Below are 19,867 nucleotides of genomic sequence, written 5' to 3' on the forward strand. Positions count from 1 at the left end.
TCGATGCGGATTCACATAGCAACCGACCATGCAGGCATGGAACTTAGCGCTTTTTTAGTCGCCGAACTCGGAACGATGGGGCATGAACTGGTCGATCACGGCCCCAAGGTCTATGACGCCCTGGACGACTACCCTGGTTTTTGCATAGCTGCAGCCCAGGCTGTAGTCAGCGATCAGCAGCAGGGGGTCGAGGCGCTTGGGATTGTCCTGGGCGGATCAGGCAATGGTGAGCAGATTGCCGCCAATAAAGTCGCAGGCATCCGGGCTGCGCTGATTTGGAACCCTGAAACCGCAGCACTTGCCAGGGATCACAACGACGCTAATGTCTGCGCTCTTGGAGCCCGTCAGCACTCCCAGCAGGAGGTCCTCGAGCTGGTAAAAATCTTCATCGGAGCCAAGTTTTCCAAGGATGAGCGCCACGTCAGAAGAATTGGAAAAATAGCCAGCTTTGAGGCGACCGGAGAGGTCATCTACTAACTCCATGCCTGAGGGTCATACCGTCCATCGGACGGCCAATCACTTTAGAAAAACTTTTGCCGCCCAGACGGTCGAGGTCACATCCCCGCAGGGTAGGTTTACCGATGCCGCGGTGATTTCTGGCACCAAACTTTTGAAGACGCGGGCCATCGGCAAACAGCTGTTTCTGCATTTCGAGCCGGCGGTGTTGAGGATCCACCTCGGCATTTACGGGAAGTGGCAATTCAGTCAATTTGAGGAGCTCCCCGAGCCAAGGGGGTTGGTTAGAGCCAGATTTATAGCTGGAAACCACCTTGCGGATTTGCGAGGCCCAACCGCATGCGAACTTTTGGATTCAGAACAGCTGAAGTTGATTCAAGCCAAACTGGGCCCGGATCCGCTGGATCCGATGGCCGATGCGGAGAAATTTATCGCCAAGGTTTCTCGGTCCAGGGTCACCATTGGGCAGCTGCTGATGGATCAGTCGGTGATTTCCGGAATTGGCAACGTTTACCGAGCTGAGCTGTTATTCCGGGCTGGCATCAACCCCCACACTCCGGGTAGTTCACTCACCCGAGAGCAGGTTCTAGGGCTCTGGCTTGATGCGGTGGCGCTTATGCCGCTGGGGGTAAAGACCGGTTTGATGCTGACCCGCGAGGGCCATCTCAAAGCTAAAACAAAAAAGGCAGATCGCTACTACGTCTACAAGCGTGAAGGCTTGCCCTGCAGGGAGTGCGAAGTGAACATCGCGATTGAGCTGATGGCTACCAGAAAGCTTTACCACTGCCCCAGCTGCCAAAAGTAAGCATTGGAGCGAGTGACGGGAATCGAACCCGCGTAATCAGTTTGGAAGACTGAGGCTCTACCATTGAGCTACACTCGCGAACTGCGTTGGACGCGGAGCCATTCTATGGGGTAGAGTGTGCTGGTTTGCAACTCGAGAGTTGCAAAAGCCTCCGGGATGTAGCGCAATTTGGTAGCGCACCTGTTTTGGGTACAGGGGGTTGCAGGTTCAAATCCTGTCATCCCGACCAGTAGTAGATCCGAACCGTTTCAATCCATGGAGATAAGTTGAAGACCAACGTCGAGCGCCTGAACCCTACCCGCGTGAAGCTCACCATCACTGTTGACCAGGCAGGCTTCAAGCCAGCTTTGGACAAGGCCTACCAAACTGTTTCCGAGCAGGTCAGCATTCCGGGCTTCCGCAAGGGCAAAGTGCCGGCACCGGTGCTTGACCAGCGCGTCGGTAGGGACACCATCATCGCCCAGGCCATCAACGATGGTCTGGATGACTTCTACCGCGAGGCCCTCAAGGCAGAGAACCTCCGCCCGCTGGGAACCCCTCAGGCAGACATCAAGAGCGCCCCAAGCGCCAAAGAGCTAGCGACCGAACTGGTGGTCGAACTTGAGGTCGAGGTTCGCCCGGAGTTCAAGCTTCCTGAGTATGCCGGACTGAAAGTCAAGGTTGACGAAGTCAAGGTTGCCAAGATGGATGTTGAGACCGAACTGGACGCTCTGCGCGCTCGCTTTGGAACCCTGAAGACCGTTGAGCGGGCTGCCAAGAACGGTGATTTCACCACGATTGACCTCTCGGCTCAAATCGGCGGCAAGAACATTGACACCGCAACGGACATCTCCTACGAAATTGGCTCCGGACAGCTGCTAGATGGCATTGACGAGGCGCTAATCACTCTTACCGCCGGTGAGACCACCACCTTCCGCTCCAAGCTGGTCGGTGGCGACCAGGCTGGCGAAGAGGCTGAAGTAACGGTTACCTTGACTGCCGTAAAGGAGCGCGAGCTTCCCAAAGCTGACGACGAGTTTGCCCAGCTAGCGAGTGAGTTTGACACCCTGGCAGATTTGAAGAAGGACCTCGAGTCCAAAATTGAGAAGTCTTTGGTGCGCAAGCAGATCCTTCAGGCTCGCGATCTAATCGTTGACCAGCTGGTCGAGAAGGCCAAGATTCCAGTTTCTGAAGAGGCCGTCAAGCGCGAGGTTGACAACCACTTGGAGAACGAGGGTAAGGCAATGGACGACCCGCACCGCGTTGAGGTGCAGGAGGAGACCGAGAAGAACTTCCGTGTCCAGCTGCTGCTCGATGCAGTCGTTGAGGCCGAGGGGATCAAGGTTGAGGACCAGGAGCTCATTGAGTACCTCGCCTTCCAGTCTCGTAACTACGGCATGGACCCGAACGAGTTCATCAAGCAGGTTGCCAATGCCGGTCAGGTCCCAGCCTTCGTAGATGAGCTATCGCGCCGCAAGGCAGTTGATGTTTTGGTCGAGAAGGCCGAGATTGTTGACGCCAAGGGAAACAAGGTTTCTGCTTCGGCCTAACGCCATAGGCGAACAACACAGCCAAATCCAGTTTGTCTAGCTATCTTTGACTCTTAGCTAGCTAAGGAGTTTTTATGGCCATGCCACAAGCCGCCCCAAATGGAGTTTTCGAGAGACTGCTCAAAGACCGCATCGTTTGGCTGGGCAGTGAGGTTCGCGACGAGAACGCCAACGAAATCTGCGCCAAAATCCTGCTGCTGGCAGCTGAGGACGCCGAGAAGGACATTTTCCTCTACATCAACTCTCCCGGTGGTTCAATCACCGCGGGTATGGCCATCTACGACACTATGCAGTACGTGCCAAATGACATTGTCACGGTGGGAATTGGAATGTGTGCCTCAATGGGTCAGTTCCTGCTGTCATCGGGCTCAAAGGGCAAGCGCTACGCCACTCCAAACACCAGAGTGTTGCTACACCAGCCGCACGGTGGTTTTGGTGGCACCGCCTCCGACATCCAGACTCAGGCTGAGCTGATCATGTCCATGAAGCGCCAGCTTGCCAGCATCACCGCAACCCAGACCGGTAAGACCGTGGAGCAGATCATGGCGGACGGCGATCGCGATCGTTGGTTCACCGCTCAGGAGGCCCTGGAGTACGGCTTCATTGATCAAATTCAAGAATTCGCTAACCGCTCCACCGGTGTTGGAAAGGCCTAAACATGAGCTACCTAGAAACTTCCAGCGGTCGCGTGGCGATGCCCCAGGCCCGCTACATTTTGCCCGAATTCGAAGAGCGCACCTCTTACGGCTTCAAGCGTCACAACCCCTACACCAAGCTGTTTGAGGACCGCATTGTCTTCTTGGGTGTTCAGGTGGATGACGCTTCTGCCGATGACATCATGGCTCAGCTTTTGGTTCTGGAATCTCAGGATCCAGATCGCGACATCACGATGTACATCAACTCTCCGGGTGGTTCTTTTACCGCTTTGACGGCAATCTACGACACCATGCAGTACATCAAGCCACAAATCCAGACCGTCTGTCTTGGGCAGGCAGCCTCAGCTGCCGCAGTGCTTTTGGCTGCCGGTGCGAAGGGTAAGCGACTAGCCCTACCCAACGCCAGGGTCCTAATTCACCAGCCGGCCACCGGCGGCGGTGGGTCTGGCCAGGCCTCAGATATCGAAATTCAGGCTCGCGAGATCATGCGCATGCGAGAGTGGCTCGAGGAGACCCTTGCCAAGCACTCAGGGCAGGATCTAGCCAAGGTCAACAAGGATATCGACCGAGACAAGATTTTGACCGCTCAGGAAGCTCTCGAGTACGGCCTGATTGACCAGGTGCTGACCAGCCGTAAGGGCTAATTCCACTCGGTCTGCCTGCGGGCAAATGTCGGAAACCCGATATAGGGTTTTGCTATGACATTGAGTGAGACCAGTGAACTGCTGAAATGCACGTTCTGCGGAAAGAGCCAGCGGCAGGTAAAGAAACTTATTGCCGGCCCCGCCTCGGTCTACATCTGCGATGAATGCGTCGAGCTTTGCAACGAAATCATTGAGGAGGAGCTCGGCACAGCTACCGCTGCAAGCACTGAGTCCCTAGATCTCCCAAACCCTCGTGAAATCAAGTCCTTCCTGGACGAATACGTCATTGGACAGGACTCGGCAAAGAAATCCCTCGCCGTTGCTGTCTACAACCACTACAAGCGAATTCGTGCCGCCGGAACCCTAACCAAGGGTGGCAAGCCGCACGACGACATTGAGATTGCCAAATCGAACATTTTGATGATCGGTCCAACCGGCTGCGGCAAAACCTATCTAGCCCAGACCCTTGCAAAGCGGCTGAATGTTCCATTTGCGGTAGCGGATGCCACTGCGCTCACTGAGGCCGGTTACGTGGGTGAGGATGTGGAAAACATTCTTTTGAAGCTTCTTCAGGCGGCAGACTACGATCCGAAAAAGGCTGAGACCGGAATTGTCTACATCGATGAAATCGACAAGATCTCCCGCAAGGCTGAGAACCCTTCGATTACCCGCGATGTCTCTGGCGAGGGTGTGCAGCAAGCACTGCTGAAGATTCTCGAGGGCACAGTGGCTTCGGTTCCACCGCAGGGTGGGCGCAAGCACCCGCAGCAAGAGTTCATTCAGATTGACACCACAAATGTGTTGTTTATCGTGGCCGGAGCCTTCGCCGGTCTAGAAACCATTGTGGGGGAGAGAACCGGCAAAAAGGGCATTGGGTTCGGATCACCATTGAAGGAAAAGGCTGACGCCCAGGACGTCTATCGTCAGGTGCAACCGGAGGACTTGCGAAAGTTTGGCCTTATTCCTGAATTCATCGGTCGTCTGCCCGTGATAGCCACCGTGGATCAGCTAGATAGAGACGCCCTGATCTCAATACTCACCGAGCCTAAAAACGCCCTCATCAAGCAGTACCAGCGGATGTTTGAGATTGACGGCTTCGAGCTGGATTTCGAGCCGGCAGCGGTTGAGCTAATTGCAGACTTGGCAGTTGAGCGAGAGACCGGAGCCAGAGGGCTGCGAGCGATTCTCGAGGAAACCCTGGGTCCAATAATGTTTGAACTGCCAGGCTCAACGGAGCAGGGCAGGGTGGTTATCAGCAGGGAAACGGTTGAGTCAAAACTTCTTCCCGAAGTTCTTCCGCTGCCGCAGCGCTTGAAAGACAAAACCGCCTAAGGAGTCACAATCAAGGCTCGATCCGAGGCCCTCAGGCCCTTTATTGCCGGAACAGTGGCTTCCACCACGGGTTCAGTAGCAACGTTCTCAATTGCTATTGCTGGCCTTTCCGCTATGGGAGCTAGCTCCACCCAAATCGCCACCTCGCTGGCCGTCATGCTGGTCGGTTACGGTGTGATGTCGATTCTGCTTAGCGTTTGGTTGAAGATGCCGGTGAGTGTGGTGTGGACCACTCCGGGAGCGGCTTTTCTCGCCTCCAGCGGTGCACTGGGATTGAGTTTTGAGGTTGCAGTCGGAGCCTTTTTCGTTTCAAGTCTGCTGATTGTTCTCACCGGACTCTGGCCCGCACTGGGGCGCTTAGTAGGAAAAATCCCGCCGCAAATATCGGCAGCGATGCTAGCGGGGGTCATCTTCCCCTTCGTGGTCGCGACAGTAAATTCGGCAGTTGTGTTCCCGGCTCTTATCCCCCCGGTTGTCTTCAGCTGGTTGCTTCTGAATCGATTTTTACCGCTGTGGGCATCACCGCTTGCCATCGGTCTGGGTTTTGCCCTGATTGCCGCGTCCCCGGAGGCAAGCGATGTATCTCAGGCGAGCTTCTGGCCAGAACTTGGATTGGTAACACCGGTGTTTGAGGTTGGTGCCATCCTTGCCATTGGCATTCCGCTCTTTTTGATCACAATGGCCTCGCAAAATCTGCCAGGCCTAGCCATCATGTCCTCACTCGGCTACCAGTTACCTGCCGGCAAGGTTTTCGCCTCAACCGGAAGCGCGTCAGCAATTACCGCCTTCTTTGGTGGTTTCGGTTTGAACCTCGCCGCTATCACCGCTGCGCTAAATGCGGACGAAAGCGCCGCAAAGGACCCTGCTAGAAGGTGGATTGCTTCGAGCTGGGGCGGCGTGGTTTACATTCTGTTCGCAGTGTTCGCTGCTCCGTTTGCCGCGTTTGTCTTAGCTGTCCCTAGGGAGCTACTACTTGCGCTGGCAGGAATTGCGCTGATCAACACATTCGCCAACGCTCTCAAAACGGCAGTGGTCGATGACTCGATGCGTCTTCCCGGGGTAATCACCTTCGTCATTGGCGCAGCGGGTGTGACAATTTATGGCATCGGTGGTGCCTTCTGGGCTCTTGCAGCAGGAGTTTTGGTCTGGTTGCTCTATAAGCGCTAGTTGAGGCCTCGGCGGACCAACAGTGGAGTGATCTCTGGTTTTCGGCCAAGCAGTTGCTCAACCAACTCCATCGAGTCGGTTTCACCACCCCTTGTTAACAGTGCCTCGGCGAATCTTTTGCCGTTTTGCCTGCTCAATCCGCCATTTTCTTTGAACCAGTTGACGCTCTCAGCATCCAGGATTTCAGACCAGATGTAGCCGTAGTAGCCGGCTGCGTAGCCGCCGGCGAAGATGTGAGCGAAGTAGTTTGTGCGATAGCGGGTTGGCACAGGTGCAAATTCCAGACCGTAATCGGCAATTGCCTCCCTCTCGAACTGGGCCAGATCCTGCGGTATCTGATTGGTTTCGTGTAGTGCGAGATCAAGGATTGCAGCCTGTAGGTAATGAGTGGTTTCGAAACCCTGATTGAAACTCCCAGCCGCCTGTAGTTTTTCAATCCACTCAAGCGCAAGCTTCTCGCCGGTTTTGTGATGCACGGCATAGTTTTGCAATACCTCAGGCCACAGCATCCACATCTCATTTACTTGAGAGGGGAACTCTACGAAGTCCCTTTCAACGTTGGTTCCTGAGAACCTCGGGTACTTCACGCTAGAGAGCAGGCCGTGCAGGGTGTGACCAAACTCGTGGAAGAGCGTGTTGACCTCATCCAGAGTCATGAGGGCATCATTACCCGCTGCGGGCTTGGGGATGTTCATGTTGTTTACCACGATTGGCAGCTTGTTCAGAAGCTGCGACTGGTCAACCAGGTTGTTCATCCATGCACCACCACGCTTTGAAGGGCGAGCATAAGGGTCGAAAATGTAAAGGCCGCAACGACTTTGATCTTCGAAGTCAACCTGGTAGACCCGAGCATCCGGGTGGTAAGCGATGAGATCCGGACGATGGGTAAAGCTCAGGCCATAGAGCTTGTTGGCCGCAAAAAATACCCCGTTTTCCAGCACACGCCATAGCTCAAAATATGGTTTCAAGACGGTGGTGTCGATGTCGAAACGTTGAGTTCTGAGTTGCTCGGTGTAGCGATCCCAGTCCCAGGCGGCGATGTCGCTCTCGCCAGTCTCAGCCTTGCGAAGCTCTGATAAGTCCTTGGCCTCCTGTTGAGCATTTGACTTTGCGACGGGGGCAATCTTTCTCAAGACCTCGTGAACTCGTCCTGGATTTTTGGCTGTCTGCTGGGAGAGCGTGTACTGCGCGTAGTTGTCGTAGCCGAACAGCGCTGCCTTCTCATTGCGGAGGGTCAGCATTTGAATGACCAGGTCTGAGGTGTCATTTGAATTTCCCCTAGAGCCTCGGCTCAGGGTTCGCTCGAGGATCTCTTGGCGCAGTTCGCGGTCCTGAAGGGAAGCCAGCAATGGATGGCCAGAGTAATTCAGAAGGGGAATAACGTAACCTTCCAGCCCTCTTTCTTTGGCGGCTTCCGCAAGGGACTGAATCTCCTCGGTGCTTAGGCCCTGGAGTCGGCTGTCGTCACTCAGCTGCACTGCAAGGTCGTTGGAATCCGCGAGCAGTCGTTTGTCGAATTCTGCCTCTAGGCCGCTGAGCGTCTCGTTGATCTCCGCAACTCGGCCGCGAGCAGCCTCATCTAGGGCCGCTCCGGCAAATTTGAAATCCTCGAGGTATTTCTCAAGCAGCCTTGATTCAACCGCAGCTAAATTTTCCGCTTCGGGCTCAAGCTTGGTGAGCCTTGCAAAAAGCCGCGGGTTCAAGCGAATGCTGTCCATGTGAGCGGCAAGGCGAGGGCCAATTTCCGCCTCCAGTTTCTGCAACTCCTCGTTGGTGTCGCTAGAGGACTTGTTATAGAAGACCATGAGCATGGTGCTGAGCAGCTGACCTGATCGCTCCATTGCCACCACGGTGTTTTCGAAGCTGACCTCTTCCTGATACAGAATCTGGTCAATTTCTCTCAGGTGCTCGGAAACGGCATGCTCAAAAGCCGGGAGGTAATGCTCATCGCGCAGCTTTGCAAAGTCTGGTAGTTCGTTTTCCAGCGGAGATGCACTCAACAGCGGATTCGTCACTGCAACTCTTCAGGCTTGAATTCGAATGATTCGATTCTGAGTGTTTCAGATTCCCGCAGCTCAAGCTCAGAGATCTTGCCCACAGCCTTGAGGTCCTCAGCGAGAGCCTGGAGCGTGGCAGGTCCGGCCAAGACGACTCTGTCGAGCTCTGCCTTCATAGAAACCTTGGCATCGGATTTGGTTTTGCGAATCATGACCAGGGTCTCAGACGCCAGCTTCATTAGGGTTGCGTCTTGGAATCCAACCTCGTCCCTGGAGGGCCATGGCGATAGGTGGACGCTTCCTTCTTGCCACCAGCTCCATACCTCTTCGGCTGCGAACGGGATGAACGGAGCGAACAGTCTCACCAAGATGGAGAGAGCTTCGCGCAGCGCGATCACCGCAGAGCCAACGGCCTGCGGGGTTTGATCTCCACTTGCATAGGCACGTTCCTTGACTAGCTCGAGGTAATCGTCGGTAAAGGTCCAGAAGAAGGTTTCGGTGGTTTCAAGCGCCTTGGTGTGATCGTAGTTTTCAAACGCCTGTGTTGCCACCTGAACAACTTCGGCCAGGGCTGCCAGCATGGCCTGGTCCACTGGTTCTGAAACCTCAGTGATCCCCTCTGGTAGTTCAAAACTCAGGGCGAAGCGGCCGGCATTCAGTAGCTTGTTGGCGAGGCGACGGCCAATCTTCATCTGTCCCTCGTCGAAGGCTGCGTCAGTTCCCAGCCTCGCGCTGGCGGCCCAGTAACGAACCGCATCGGAGCCGTGGGTTTCCAAAAGTTCATTGGGAACCACGACGTTGCCCTTGGACTTAGACATTTTCTTTCGGTCCGGATCGAGAATCCAACCCGAAATTGCGGCGTTCTTCCAGGGTAAGACTCCGTGCTCAAGCTCGCTTCTCAACAGCGTTGAGAACAGCCAGGTTCTAATGATGTCTTGACCCTGCGGCCTCAGATCAAACGGGAAGACTCGGTCGAACTTCTCTTGGTCGAATAGCCAACCGCCGGCCAGCTGGGGGGTCAGCGACGAAGTCGCCCAAGTGTCCATGATGTCCACTTCGCCTACGAATCCATTTGGCTTACCGCGCTGCTCCTCAGTGAATCCAGCTGGAACATCACTGCTTGGGTCAACCGGCAGCTGTTCTAGGGTCGGAGCGATTCGGTTGTCAAACTTAGGGTTGCCGTCTGAATCAAGCTCATACCAAACCGGAATCGGGACACCAAAGAATCGCTGCCTAGAGATCAACCAGTCTCCATTTAGGCCGTTAATCCAGTCCTCCAGGCGAACTCGCATGAACGATGGGTGGAATTGCAGCTCTCGACCATTTTCGATTAGCGATTTTGAAAGCTTTTCGTCCTTGCCGCCATTTGTGATGTACCACTGGCGAGTGGAGACGATTTCCAATGGCTTATCACCCTTTTCAAAGAACTTCACCGGGTGCTGGATCGGCTTGGCATCCCCGATCATTTCACCGGAAGCCTTGAGGGCTTCGACTAGAAGTTCTTTGGCGGTGAACACAGTCTTGCCCGCTAGCTCCTGGTAGAGGCTGGGGTTTTTGCTGTTGGCAATCACATCGGGAGCCTCAGAGATGATACGGCCGTCAAACCCAATAATGGCCCGGTTAGGGAGATTGAGCTCACGCCACCAGATCACGTCCGTGACGTCACCGAAGGTGCAGATCATCGCGATTCCAGAACCCTTGTCCTTCTGGGCCAGGTGGTGGGCAAGAATCGGGACCTCAACTCCAAACAGCGGGGTCTTGGCAGTTTTCCCAAAAAGTGGTTGGTAGCGCTCATCGTCAGGGTGGGCTACCAGGGCCACACAGGCTGGAATCAGTTCTGGTCTGGTGGTTTCAATAAAGATGGGGCCTTCTGGGCCCTCGAAAACAATTCGGTGGTAAGCACCGGGCATCTCACGGTCTTCAAGTTCTGCTTGAGCGACCGCGGTGCGGAATGTCACGTCCCAGAGCGTAGGTGCCATGGATTGGTATGCCTCACCGCGGGCAAGGTTATTCAAAAATGCGGCCTGGGAAACTTTCTGGGCCTGGTTGGAAATAGTTCGGTAGCTCTGGGCCCAGTCAACCGACAGTCCCAGGTTGCGCCATAGGTTCTCGAATGCCTTTTCGTCTTCCTCGGTTAGCTTTTCGCAAAGCTTAATGAAGTTAGCCCTGGAAATTGGGAGCTGGTCGGCAGCCTTGGAGCTCTTGTTGTCCCCGCCCTCATAGGGAGGGGTGAAGTCTTTGACGTAGGGAAGGGTTGGATCGCAGCGGACTCCGTAGTAGTTCTGAACGCGGCGCTCGGTAGGCAGGCCATTGTCGTCCCAGCCCATCGGGTAAAAGACGTCTTTGCCGCGCATTCTCTGAAAACGTGCAACAACATCGGTGTGGGTGTAGCTGAAAACGTGACCGACGTGCAGTGAACCGGAGGCCGTTGGTGGGGGAGTGTCGATAGAAAAAACATTGGCTTTTGGCGCTTCAGCATCGAAGGCGTAGACCTTGGAGGCCTCCCAGCTCGGGACCCATTTCTGCTCCAGGCCATCAACGGTGGCCTTGTCTGGGATCGTGGCTGGCCTAAGCGGCTGGGGTTTGTTTGCGTTCACGTGAATAGTCTCCGAGTTCCAAGGCTCTAGATTAACATTGTTAAGTTCGTGAAGCTCCCCGAAAGCCGTGATGTATCCAAAGCATTCAGACCGCCCTGAGGGCCCCGTCGCCTCGCCATCTTTCCCAAAACTTGAGGAAGAGGTGCTTGCCTATTGGGCGAAGGATGATACTTTCCAAGCTTCCATTGACCAGCGAGCAGCAGCGGATGCTCCAGAATTCGTTTTTTACGACGGCCCCCCTTTTGCTAACGGCTTGCCGCACTATGGACACCTGCTAACCGGCTACACCAAAGACCTGGTTCCCCGCTACCAAACCATGCGCGGCAATCGCGTGGAGCGTCGTTTCGGCTGGGACACACACGGACTCCCTGCCGAGGTTGAGGCCGAACGTCTTCTGGGCATTTCCGGTAGACCCGAGATTGAACGCTTCGGAGTGGCCAAGTTCAATGAGTTTTGTAAGACATCGGTTCTGAAATACACCCAGGACTGGCGCAGCTACGTGACTCGTCAGGCGCGGTGGGTTGATTTTGACAACGACTACAAGACGCTAGACACCAACTACACCGAAAGTGTCCTCTGGGCCTTCAAGGAACTCCACAACAAGGGTCTGATTTACGAGGGCTTCAAAGTTCTGGCTTACTGCTGGAGATGTGAAACACCGCTGTCCAATCACGAGCTGCGCATGGACGATGAGGTCTATAAAAACCGCCAGGATCAGTCCGTGAGCGTCACCTTCCCAATCACAGCGCCAGGCCACGAACTCGATGGGGTGAACCTGGTTGCATGGACCACAACGCCCTGGACGCTACCGACTAACTTTGCCCTGGCTGTCGGCCCAGAAATTGAGTACGCAGTTGTCTCAGATGCAGCGGGTGAGAAGCGCTACCTGATGGCGAGCAAGCTAATTGGGGGTTACGCCAAGGAGCTTGGCTACCAGAGCGCTGAGGAGCTCACTGCTCAGATTTCGAGTCGTTACCTCGGCAAGGACCTTGGGGGTCTTCGTTACGAACGAATTTTTGATTTTTACGCGAACCCAGAACTGTTTGATGTCCAAAATGCCTGGCAAGTTTTGGTCGCTGACTACGTTGCGGATTCCGATGGAACTGGAATTGTTCACCAGGCACCTGCGTATGGTGAAGACGACCAGAACGTTTGCCAGGCCGCTGGCATCCCGACTTATGTTTCCATCAACGAGCGGGGTCAATTCAACTCGGTCGTGGGGCCTTATGAGGGCCAGCATGTTTTTGACGCCAATAAGCCCATCACGCAAGACCTAAAGGCCATGGGTCGCCTGCTGCGTCAGGCATCCTACGAGCACAGCTACCCGCACTGCTATCGCTGCAAAAACCCTCTGATCTACAAGGCGGTTTCCTCCTGGTTCGTGCAGACCACGAAGCTCCGTGATCGCATGTTGGAGCTGAATCAGCAGATCAACTGGGTACCGGAGCACACTAAAAATGGCAGCTTTGGCAAGTGGCTAGAAAATGTGCGGGACTGGGCGATTTCCAGAAACCGTTTCTGGGGTGCTCCGATTCCGGTATGGAAGTCCGACGACCCGAACTACCCGAGAATCGATGTTTACGGTTCGATGGAAGAGCTGGAGCGCGACTTCGGCGTTAGGCCGAGTGACTTCCACCGTCCGGTGATTGATGAGCTGGTCAGACCAAACCCAGATGACCCAACCGGAAGATCGATGATGCGCCGCGTGCCTGAGGTTTTGGACTGCTGGTTCGAGTCCGGGTCGATGCCATTCGCCCAGGTGCACTATCCCTTTGAAAACCAGGATTGGTTTGACTCCCACTTCCCTGGGGATTTCATCGTGGAGTACGTGGGACAAACCAGAGGTTGGTTCTACACCCTGCACGTTTTAGCAACGGCGCTTTTTGATCGCCCAGCATTCAAAAACGCCATCAGCCACGGCATCGTGCTTGGTAACGACGGCCAGAAAATGTCCAAGTCACTGCGCAACTACCCAGACGTCAATGAGGTTTTCAATCGCGACGGCTCGGATGCCATGCGCTGGTTCCTGATGTCGAGTCCTATCTTGCGCGGTGGCAACCTGTCTGTCACCGAGCAAGGTATTCGCGAGGGGGTGCGTCAGGCGCTACTGCCGCTGTGGAACAGCTACTACTTCTTTGGCCTCTACGCCAACGCCGCTGGCTACGAGGCCAGCCCTTCGGTTGGGTCCCAGCAGCTGTTGGATCGTTACATTCTCGCGAAGACCAGGCAGTTGATTTCAGACGTCCAGGCGGATCTGGATCTATTTGACAGCTATCAGGCCTCGGCGAAGGTGAGAGATTTTGCAGAGGTCCTCACGAACTGGTACGTGAGGCGCTCCAGGGATCGCTTCTGGGAGGGTGACCGCGATGCGTTTGACACCCTCTACACAGTTCTGGAGGCGGTTTTCCGCGTGGTGGCTCCTCTGCTTCCGCTTATTTCCGAGGAGATGTGGCGCGGTCTGACCGGAAGTCGTTCGGTTCACCTCGAAAGCTGGCCGGATTTCAGAGAGTTCCCGCAGGACGATCAATTGGTTGCCGACATGGATGCAATTAGAGAGGCGGCATCGGTGTCGCTAGCCTTGCGAAAGCAAGCTGGCCTTAGAGTCCGTTTGCCGCTCAGTGAGCTAACCATCGCAACGCCAAATTCAAAGACTCTCGGTCAGTACAGCGACCTAATTGCCGAGGAATTGAACGTAAAGCAAGTTTCTGTTGTCACGGCAAGCGAGGAAGTTGCAGCGCAATTTGGGCTGAGCAAGTCGCTAACCGTAAACGCCAGAGCTCTTGGTCCTCGGGTGGGCAGTGAAGTTCAGCGAATCATCAGGGAGGCGAAAGCCGGCAACTGGAGCCAAAAGGGCGAAGCGATTGTTGTTGATGGAACAGAGCTATTCGAGGGTGAATTTGAACTCAACCTGGTGGCATCGAACAGCTCCGCAGAAAGTGCGGTTGGTGTTACTTCGCAGGGCTTTGTGCTGCTAAATCTCGGGTTGACCTCAGAACTTTTGGCAGAGGGGTTGGCCCGCGATGCGATTCGTCACATTCAGCAGGCTCGCAAGGATGCCGGTCTGGATGTTTCGGACCGAATCGCGCTAAAACTAACGGCAGACACCGAGTCGGTTGATGCTCTTGAGGCGCATCGAAACTTTATTGCTAGCGAGACCTTGGCCACCGAGTTTGAAATCCTTCCCGGTGAGGTGATCACGGACCTAACCGTGGGAGATTCCGGCAAGATTCAGATTGAACTTTCCAAAAAGTGAGCAGCGAACTAGATCACATTCTGGCGGAGCTCTACGCTCGCCAGCCAGAACAGCATGTCCGGCCCCGGCTTGAGCCGACCAAGCGCTTGGTTGAACTCATGGGGGATCCGCAGCGCAACTATGGAATCATCCACATCACAGGCACTAATGGAAAGACTTCGACCGCACGGATCATTGAGCGCATTCTTCGCGAGCACGGGTTGCGAACTGGACGCCTCACATCACCGCACCTGGTCTCCTTCAACGAGCGAATTGCCCTGGACGGTGAGCCGGTTTCAGACGAGTTTTTAGTTGATACTTACCGCGATAACAAGCCTCTGATGGAGTTTGTCGATCGAGAACTGAGCGAGCAGGGCGAGGTCCCACTTACATTCTTTGAGGCTTTTACCGCACTGGCGTTCCAGCTGTTTTCCGATGCCCCAATTGATGTCCTGGTGCTCGAGGTCGGCATGGGTGGGGAATGGGATGCTACCAATGTCGCAGATGCGGATGTGGCGGTCTTCACCTCAATCGACCTGGACCACCAGAAATCTCTCGGCTCGACGGTTGAGGAAATTGCTACAACCAAGGCTGGGATCATAAAACCCAACTCGCTGGTGGTTTCCTCAAGTCAATATCCCGGCGTCACCGAGGTTCTCAAATCTAGGGCTCCAGAGCTAAAACTTTCTGGGGCGGATTTTGGCGTCAGTGAGATATCCGCAGATGGCTTTGGCACGAGATTCTCCGTTCAAGGATTAGCCAACGAGTATCCACTTATTTGGATGCCGATAATCGGGCATCACCAAGCCCAGAACGCCGCGACGGCTATCGCTGCGGTTGAGCTGTTCCTAGGCGAGGGAAATCGCCCAATCGCCGATGAGGTTTTACGCGCTGCCATGGCCGATGCGGTCAGCCCAGGGCGTCTTCAGGTGGTCAGCAAGGACCCCCTGATCGTTCTTGACGGAGCTCACAACCCAGCAGGTGTCAGAAGTCTTAACCAGGCGATTGAGCAGCACTTTGGCTCCCCGGTCAGACTTGGCTTGGTTGCCATGCTCTCCGATAAGGACCTCTCGGGTTCGGTTGCCGAATTGGCAAAAACTTTTGACCGAGTAGTTTGCACGAGCCCTCGGTCGCCACGGGGCCTTCCGGCCGGTGAACTTGCGTCTTACTTTGAAGAGTACGGGGTCGAGGTGATCGCGCAAGAGAGTGATCCGGCTGCCGCATTCAATTTGGCGTCTAGGCTTGCCAGCGAGGATAAGGCTGCACTTTTTGTTACGGGTTCGCTCTACCTCATTGGAGATGTACTGGCGGAAATCCAGTCGCAGAGGGAGATTGACGATGAAGAGTAGATCTTCTAAGCGGACTTTGGCGTCCATCGTGCTGGGCTTTGAATCATTTGCCGCATTCTTTGCAACACTTTCCGCCTTTGGGTTGCGGGTGGCCGACGTTGAGGTGGTTTGGGCCATCGGCCTAACTGTTTCGATTCTTATGATTCTGACCCCAGGTCTGCTCCGCTTTGAGTGGGGATACCTGGTGGGCTGGGCGCTGCAGATAGCGATGCTAATCTCGGGTTTTTGGCTGTGGGGAATGTTTTTTGTCGGCGCGATCCTGACCGGACTTTGGATTTGGGCGCTGGTAGCCGGTGAGACAATCGACCGGGCGAGGCAGAAATACTTTGAGCAGCAGAACACTCAAGAGAACGAACAGGAGCAGTAATGTCCGAATCAACCTTGGTTCTAATCAAGCCTGATGGAGTTCGCCGAAACCTCATCGGAGAGATAATCCGTCGCTGTGAGGCGAAGGGCTATGTCGTTGCTGAGCTCAAGAAAATTACTCCTACTCGCGAGCTACTGGCCGCTCACTATGCCGAGCACGAGGGCAAGGTTTTTTACGAGCCGCTAATGGAATTCATGCTCTCGGGCGATGTGGTTGCAATCAGGCTCACCGGTCACCGTGTGATCGAGGGATTCAGATCAATCGCTGGAGCAACCGACCCAACCGTTGCCGCGGCTGGAACTATTCGTGGCGACCTGAGTCGAGACTGGGGCACCAAGGTCGTGCAAAACCTGGTTCACGGTTCGGATTCAGTGGAATCTGCGCAGCGCGAGCTAGCTCTCTGGTTCTAAAAGAGCGTGGGCCAAAAGTCCCAGAAGTGCACCAGAATAAGGCCAACCAGCACCAGGTAGTTCAATAGTGCAAGTACCCAGCTCCACTCGTACATGGCTTGACCGGCCGACATAAATCGAGTGGTTAGGTAGCCCTCTTTGAGGTTGTGGGAAAGAGACACCCAAAACAGCGGAATCGTGGCCGTCCACGCCACCATGCAGTAAAGGCAAAGCGATCCGATGTCGTAAACGCTCTGTAGGAAGAGCCAGTGAACAAAAACCATGGCGAGAGTCACGCCGCCGAGGAACAAATTCCAGAACCACGGCTTAAATTGCGCCCCAGCCAGAATGGCAAAGCCAACTACCACCGGTGCGAAAAATGCCGCGATTCCAATTAGCGGGTTTGGGAAACCGAAGAGGGCGGCCTGTTCGCTCAGCATGACCGATTTGCAGCTGATAAACGGGCTAATGTCACAGGCCGTTGCGGCCTCGGGGTTCGCTGCCACGTGAATTCGCTCGAGGGTCAGCCCGAAACTGGCAATCCAGCCCAGGATGCCTGTAAAAATCAGCGTAATTGGAAATACCACAGACGCATTATCCCATTTCATGCTCAAAGCTGTCATACTGGTAGCAGATGCGGACACACTCGCATCAAAGGTTTGGTTGAACATTAAGGTTCGACACTTATAGGTTTCGACCCCGGTTGCGGCTAGGGTCACGAGAGCAGCTCCAGATGTGTGTGTTGTGGAGCCTAAGGTTAGAAATTGCCAAAGAAAAAAGAAGAGCCAGCCAAACCACTGGCAACCCAGCTGATTTTCCAAGCTCCGGATCTGCCCACACCTAAGGTAAACCCGCGCAGCGGCAAGCTTGCCGTTGAAGAGGAAAAGCCCCCGGTTGAACCTAAGGCCAAGCCAGTCAGGCAGCAGAAGGAACGTCCTGCCAAGCAGGAAAAAACCGGCGCTGAAGAGGAAAAGGAAAAGGACACCGGATCAACTCGGGTTGACGCCAAACGTCAGCGCAGACGTGATTCGCGAGATTCCTCCAGGCGTCGAAGCTCTGTTACAGAGTCGGAGTTTTTGGCCAGGCGCGAATCGGTTGACCGCACCATGGTGGTTCGAGAAAAAGACGATCGAATTCAAATTGGTGTGCTGGAAGACGGCATGCTGGTTGAGCACTACGTCGCTGAAAGCCAGGGCGGGTCACTAATCGGCAATGTCTACCTTGGTAAGGTCCAAAATGTTTTGCCCTCCATGGAAGCGGCCTTCGTTGACATCGGCAGGGGTCGCAACGCCGTGCTTTACTCGGGCGAGGTGGACTGGGAGGCCGCCGAGACTGGTAATCAGCCCAGGCGCATTGAACTCGCGCTCAAGTCTGGCGATCAGGTTTTGGTGCAGGTAACCAAGGATCCCGTTGGTCAAAAGGGTGCTCGACTCACCTCCCAGGTTTCGCTGCCCGGACGCTTTTTGGTCTACGTACCGGGTGGAAATATGTCCGGAATCTCCAGAAAGCTTCCCGAGGGTGAGCGTCAGCGTCTAAAGCAGATCCTCAAGAACACCCTTCCAGAGGATGCTGGTGTAATTGTCCGCACGGCTGCCGAGGGAGCCAGCGAAGAGCAGCTGATTCACGATGTTGAGCGGTTGCAGGCCCAGTGGGAGAGCATCAGCGCGAAGGTTGAAAAAGGTAAGGCTCCGATGCTTTTGCACTCCGAGCCGGACCTTTTGGTGAAGATTATTCGCGATGTGTTCAACGAGGACTTCCAAAAGCTCGTGGTGTCGGGTGATTCCGCCCTGGAAACCATCCGCGAGTACCTCGAGTCAGTAGCCCCAGATTTGGTTGAGCGGCTATCACCCTTTGCCTCATCCGAAGACATTTTTGACTTCTACCGAATTGGCGATCAGATTGTGAAGGCGCTCGATCGCAAGGTTTACCTACCCTCCGGCGGCTCCCTCGTGATTGATCGGACTGAGGCGATGACCGTGGTTGATGTCAACACCGGAAAGTTCATTGGCTCGGGTGGAAATCTTGAGGAGACTGTCACCAAGAACAATCTCGAGGCAGCAGAAGAACTGGTGAGACAGCTCCGCTTGCGCGACATTGGCGGCATTGTGGTGGTCGACTTCATCGACATGATTCAGGAATCAAACCAGGAGATGGTCCGACGTCGCTTGCTGGAGTGTCTATCTCGCGATCGAACCAAGAACCAGGTTGGCGAAATCACCTCGCTCGGCTTGGTTCAGATGACTCGTAAGAAAATCGGCGTGGGGTTATTGGAAACCTTCTCTGAGGTCTGTGACTGCTGCGCTGGACGAGGTGTTCTTATTCACAACGAACCTAGGTTCCGGATGCCAGAGCAGCAGCCTAAGCAGGGGAAGAATCGCAACAAGAAGGACAAACCTGAGGTAGTCAAAAAGGTTGTCACCCCGGAGCAAGCTGATGCATTCAAGAATGTGGTCAACAAAATTGCCCAGGCAGCACACCCAGAGGACGCGGAAGTAAAAGAGCCAGAGGGTAAGACGGAAATTCTGAACGCCGTGTTGGATTCCTTGCCGGAGCCGCAGCCAAAGGCTAAGCCAAGGCGCCGCCGGGCCAGTTCCTCCGGAGTAGTCTCACCCAGCGAATCCGCTGAGGAAAATAGCTAGGAATGTGGTTGACCCCGCCCCAGATTCTTACTAGACTAGGGCGCTGTTGCCCGCGGTAATCCGATGCGGCAGAAACAAATTCCTCGATAGATAGGTTTGAAGTGGTCTACGCAGTTGTACGCGCTGGCGGTCGCCAGGAGAAGGTTCAGGTTGGAACCATCGTTACCATGAACCGCATTGCTGCTACCAGCGGCACCATTGAGCTTCCAGCTTTGCTGCTGGTTGACGGCGAGAAGGTAACCACTGACTCCAAGGCACTAGCCAAGGTAAAGGTCATTGCCGAGGTTCTCGACCAGACTCGCGGTCCAAAAATCATCATTCAGAAGTACAAGAACAAGACCGGTTACAAGAAGCGTCAGGGCCACCGCCAGGACCTAACCCGTGTCCAGGTCACCGAGATCAAGTAGGTAGGTAGAAATGGCATCCAAAAAGGGAGTTAGCTCCACCCGCAACGGTCGCGACTCGAACGCACAGCGCCTTGGCGTCAAGCGCCACGACGGCCAGGTAGTCAACGCCGGTGAAATCTTGGTCCGCCAGCGCGGAACCCACTTCCACCCGGGAGTAAACGTTGGTCGCGGCAAGGACGACACCTTGTTTGCGCTCGCCGCAGGCTCCGTTGAGTTTGGCGCAAAGGCTGGACGCCGCGTCGTAAACGTAGTCACCCAGTAACAAGTTTTTCTGAGGAGGCGGGCCTTAGGGTCCGCCTTT

At 55.0% G+C, this 19,867-nt stretch carries 17 protein-coding genes and 2 tRNA genes; 15 read left to right on the forward strand and 4 right to left on the reverse strand.

Annotated features, from left to right (window positions below; translation table 11 throughout):
* Positions 1-3: 3 nt before the first annotated feature.
* The gene (locus tag HRU87_RS02810; RefSeq protein ID WP_173493441.1) at positions 4-477 is read left to right on the forward strand and encodes a ribose-5-phosphate isomerase; all 474 of its coding nucleotides are present in this window, start codon (positions 4-6) and stop codon (positions 475-477) included.
* 4 nt (positions 478-481) lie between these two features.
* Positions 482-1,261, forward strand: a complete 780-nt coding sequence (locus HRU87_RS02815; RefSeq protein WP_173493442.1) for an Fpg/Nei family DNA glycosylase — start codon at positions 482-484, stop codon at positions 1,259-1,261.
* 4 nt (positions 1,262-1,265) lie between these two features.
* On the opposite strand, the gene HRU87_RS02820 is transcribed toward HRU87_RS02815, so the two are convergent.
* A tRNA-Gly gene (locus HRU87_RS02820) sits at positions 1,266-1,339 on the reverse strand.
* Positions 1,340-1,413: 74 nt separating this feature from the next.
* Here HRU87_RS02820 and HRU87_RS02825 point away from each other — a divergent pair.
* The 6 genes from HRU87_RS02825 to HRU87_RS02850 all read left to right on the forward strand — a co-directional run bounded on the left by HRU87_RS02825 (position 1,414) and on the right by HRU87_RS02850 (position 6,589).
* Positions 1,414-1,490: transfer RNA gene (locus HRU87_RS02825), tRNA-Pro, on the forward strand.
* A 37-nt stretch (positions 1,491-1,527) separates the two neighbouring features.
* Positions 1,528-2,790 (forward strand): trigger factor, encoded by a 1,263-nt coding sequence (gene tig / locus HRU87_RS02830; RefSeq protein WP_173493443.1) that lies wholly within the window; start codon positions 1,528-1,530, stop codon positions 2,788-2,790.
* A 74-nt stretch (positions 2,791-2,864) separates the two neighbouring features.
* Complete coding sequence (locus HRU87_RS02835; RefSeq protein WP_173493444.1) at positions 2,865-3,446, forward strand: ATP-dependent Clp protease proteolytic subunit; 582 nt, start codon at positions 2,865-2,867, stop codon at positions 3,444-3,446.
* A gap of 2 nt (positions 3,447-3,448) precedes the next feature.
* Complete coding sequence (locus HRU87_RS02840) at positions 3,449-4,090, forward strand: ATP-dependent Clp protease proteolytic subunit (RefSeq protein ID WP_246247332.1); 642 nt, start codon at positions 3,449-3,451, stop codon at positions 4,088-4,090.
* A 54-nt stretch (positions 4,091-4,144) separates the two neighbouring features.
* Positions 4,145-5,422 carry an ATP-dependent Clp protease ATP-binding subunit ClpX gene (clpX, locus tag HRU87_RS02845; protein ID WP_173493445.1) on the forward strand — a complete coding sequence of 426 codons (1,278 nt, stop codon included), beginning with the start codon at positions 4,145-4,147 and terminating at the stop codon, positions 5,420-5,422.
* Positions 5,423-5,464: 42 nt separating this feature from the next.
* Entirely contained in the window at positions 5,465-6,589 is a 1,125-nt protein-coding gene (locus HRU87_RS02850; protein WP_281359134.1) for a benzoate/H(+) symporter BenE family transporter, read from the forward strand.
* Here the strand turns inward: HRU87_RS02850 and HRU87_RS02855 are convergent.
* Both HRU87_RS02855 and valS read right to left on the reverse strand, forming a co-directional pair.
* Positions 6,586-8,604 carry a M3 family metallopeptidase gene (locus HRU87_RS02855; protein ID WP_173493447.1) on the reverse strand — a complete coding sequence of 673 codons (2,019 nt, stop codon included), beginning with the start codon at positions 8,602-8,604 and terminating at the stop codon, positions 6,586-6,588. The two genes, HRU87_RS02850 and HRU87_RS02855, sit on opposite strands and share 4 nt — an antisense overlap.
* Entirely contained in the window at positions 8,601-11,183 is a 2,583-nt protein-coding gene (gene valS, locus HRU87_RS02860) for a valine--tRNA ligase (protein WP_246247335.1), read from the reverse strand. Before valS ends, HRU87_RS02855 begins: the two co-directional genes overlap by 4 nt.
* Positions 11,184-11,253: 70 nt before the next feature.
* Here valS and ileS point away from each other — a divergent pair, with 70 nt between their 5' ends.
* From ileS to ndk, 4 genes are read left to right on the forward strand one after another with little or no spacing between them, the layout of a single operon-like run.
* Positions 11,254-14,436, forward strand: coding sequence for an isoleucine--tRNA ligase (gene ileS / locus HRU87_RS02865; RefSeq protein WP_173493448.1), 3,183 nt, complete (start codon positions 11,254-11,256; stop codon positions 14,434-14,436).
* Entirely contained in the window at positions 14,433-15,764 is a 1,332-nt protein-coding gene (locus HRU87_RS02870; RefSeq protein ID WP_173493449.1) for a bifunctional folylpolyglutamate synthase/dihydrofolate synthase, read from the forward strand. Before ileS ends, HRU87_RS02870 begins: the two co-directional genes overlap by 4 nt.
* On the forward strand, positions 15,754-16,131 hold the full coding sequence (locus HRU87_RS02875; protein ID WP_173493450.1) for a DUF4233 domain-containing protein: 378 nt from the start codon (positions 15,754-15,756) through the stop codon (positions 16,129-16,131). The genes HRU87_RS02870 and HRU87_RS02875 overlap by 11 nt, the downstream gene beginning before the upstream one ends.
* Positions 16,131-16,541, forward strand: coding sequence for a nucleoside-diphosphate kinase (ndk, locus tag HRU87_RS02880; RefSeq protein ID WP_173493451.1), 411 nt, complete (start codon positions 16,131-16,133; stop codon positions 16,539-16,541). The genes HRU87_RS02875 and ndk overlap by 1 nt, the downstream gene beginning before the upstream one ends.
* Here the strand turns inward: ndk and HRU87_RS02885 are convergent.
* On the reverse strand, positions 16,538-17,128 hold the full coding sequence (locus HRU87_RS02885; protein WP_246247338.1) for a vitamin K epoxide reductase family protein: 591 nt from the start codon (positions 17,126-17,128) through the stop codon (positions 16,538-16,540). The two genes, ndk and HRU87_RS02885, sit on opposite strands and share 4 nt — an antisense overlap.
* 156 nt (positions 17,129-17,284) lie before the next feature.
* Between HRU87_RS02885 and HRU87_RS02890 the strand changes: the two genes are divergently transcribed.
* The 3 genes from HRU87_RS02890 (at position 17,285) to rpmA (ending at position 19,828) form a co-directional block, all read left to right on the forward strand.
* The gene (locus HRU87_RS02890) at positions 17,285-19,159 is read left to right on the forward strand and encodes an Rne/Rng family ribonuclease (protein ID WP_173493452.1); all 1,875 of its coding nucleotides are present in this window, start codon (positions 17,285-17,287) and stop codon (positions 19,157-19,159) included.
* A gap of 101 nt (positions 19,160-19,260) precedes the next feature.
* Complete coding sequence (gene rplU, locus HRU87_RS02895; protein ID WP_173493453.1) at positions 19,261-19,566, forward strand: 50S ribosomal protein L21; 306 nt, start codon at positions 19,261-19,263, stop codon at positions 19,564-19,566.
* Between the two features lie 10 nt (positions 19,567-19,576).
* The gene (gene rpmA, locus HRU87_RS02900; RefSeq protein ID WP_173493454.1) at positions 19,577-19,828 is read left to right on the forward strand and encodes a 50S ribosomal protein L27; all 252 of its coding nucleotides are present in this window, start codon (positions 19,577-19,579) and stop codon (positions 19,826-19,828) included.
* Positions 19,829-19,867: the final 39 nt, after the last annotated feature.

This window comes from Aquiluna borgnonia (assembly GCF_013283855.1).
In the GTDB taxonomy this organism is placed as follows: domain Bacteria; phylum Actinomycetota; class Actinomycetes; order Actinomycetales; family Microbacteriaceae; genus Aquiluna; species Aquiluna borgnonia.

What these genes read in the sequence shown, in the direction of transcription:
- rpmA (WP_173493454.1), top strand. Translation starts at nt 19,577, where the DNA reads ATGGCATCCAAAAAGGGAGTTAGCTCCACCCGCAACGGTCGCGACTCG.
- HRU87_RS02835 (WP_173493444.1), top strand. Translation starts at nt 2,865, where the DNA reads ATGGCCATGCCACAAGCCGCCCCAAATGGAGTTTTCGAGAGACTGCTC.
- ndk (WP_173493451.1), top strand. Translation starts at nt 16,131, where the DNA reads ATGTCCGAATCAACCTTGGTTCTAATCAAGCCTGATGGAGTTCGCCGA.
- HRU87_RS02885 (WP_246247338.1), bottom strand. Translation starts at nt 17,128, where the DNA reads ATGAAATGGGATAATGCGTCTGTGGTATTTCCAATTACGCTGATTTTT.
- HRU87_RS02815 (WP_173493442.1), top strand. Translation starts at nt 482, where the DNA reads ATGCCTGAGGGTCATACCGTCCATCGGACGGCCAATCACTTTAGAAAA.
- HRU87_RS02840 (WP_246247332.1), top strand. Translation starts at nt 3,449, where the DNA reads ATGAGCTACCTAGAAACTTCCAGCGGTCGCGTGGCGATGCCCCAGGCC.
- HRU87_RS02875 (WP_173493450.1), top strand. Translation starts at nt 15,754, where the DNA reads ATGAAGAGTAGATCTTCTAAGCGGACTTTGGCGTCCATCGTGCTGGGC.
- HRU87_RS02810 (WP_173493441.1), top strand. Translation starts at nt 4, where the DNA reads ATGCGGATTCACATAGCAACCGACCATGCAGGCATGGAACTTAGCGCT.
- clpX (WP_173493445.1), top strand. Translation starts at nt 4,145, where the DNA reads ATGACATTGAGTGAGACCAGTGAACTGCTGAAATGCACGTTCTGCGGA.
- ileS (WP_173493448.1), top strand. Translation starts at nt 11,254, where the DNA reads ATGTATCCAAAGCATTCAGACCGCCCTGAGGGCCCCGTCGCCTCGCCA.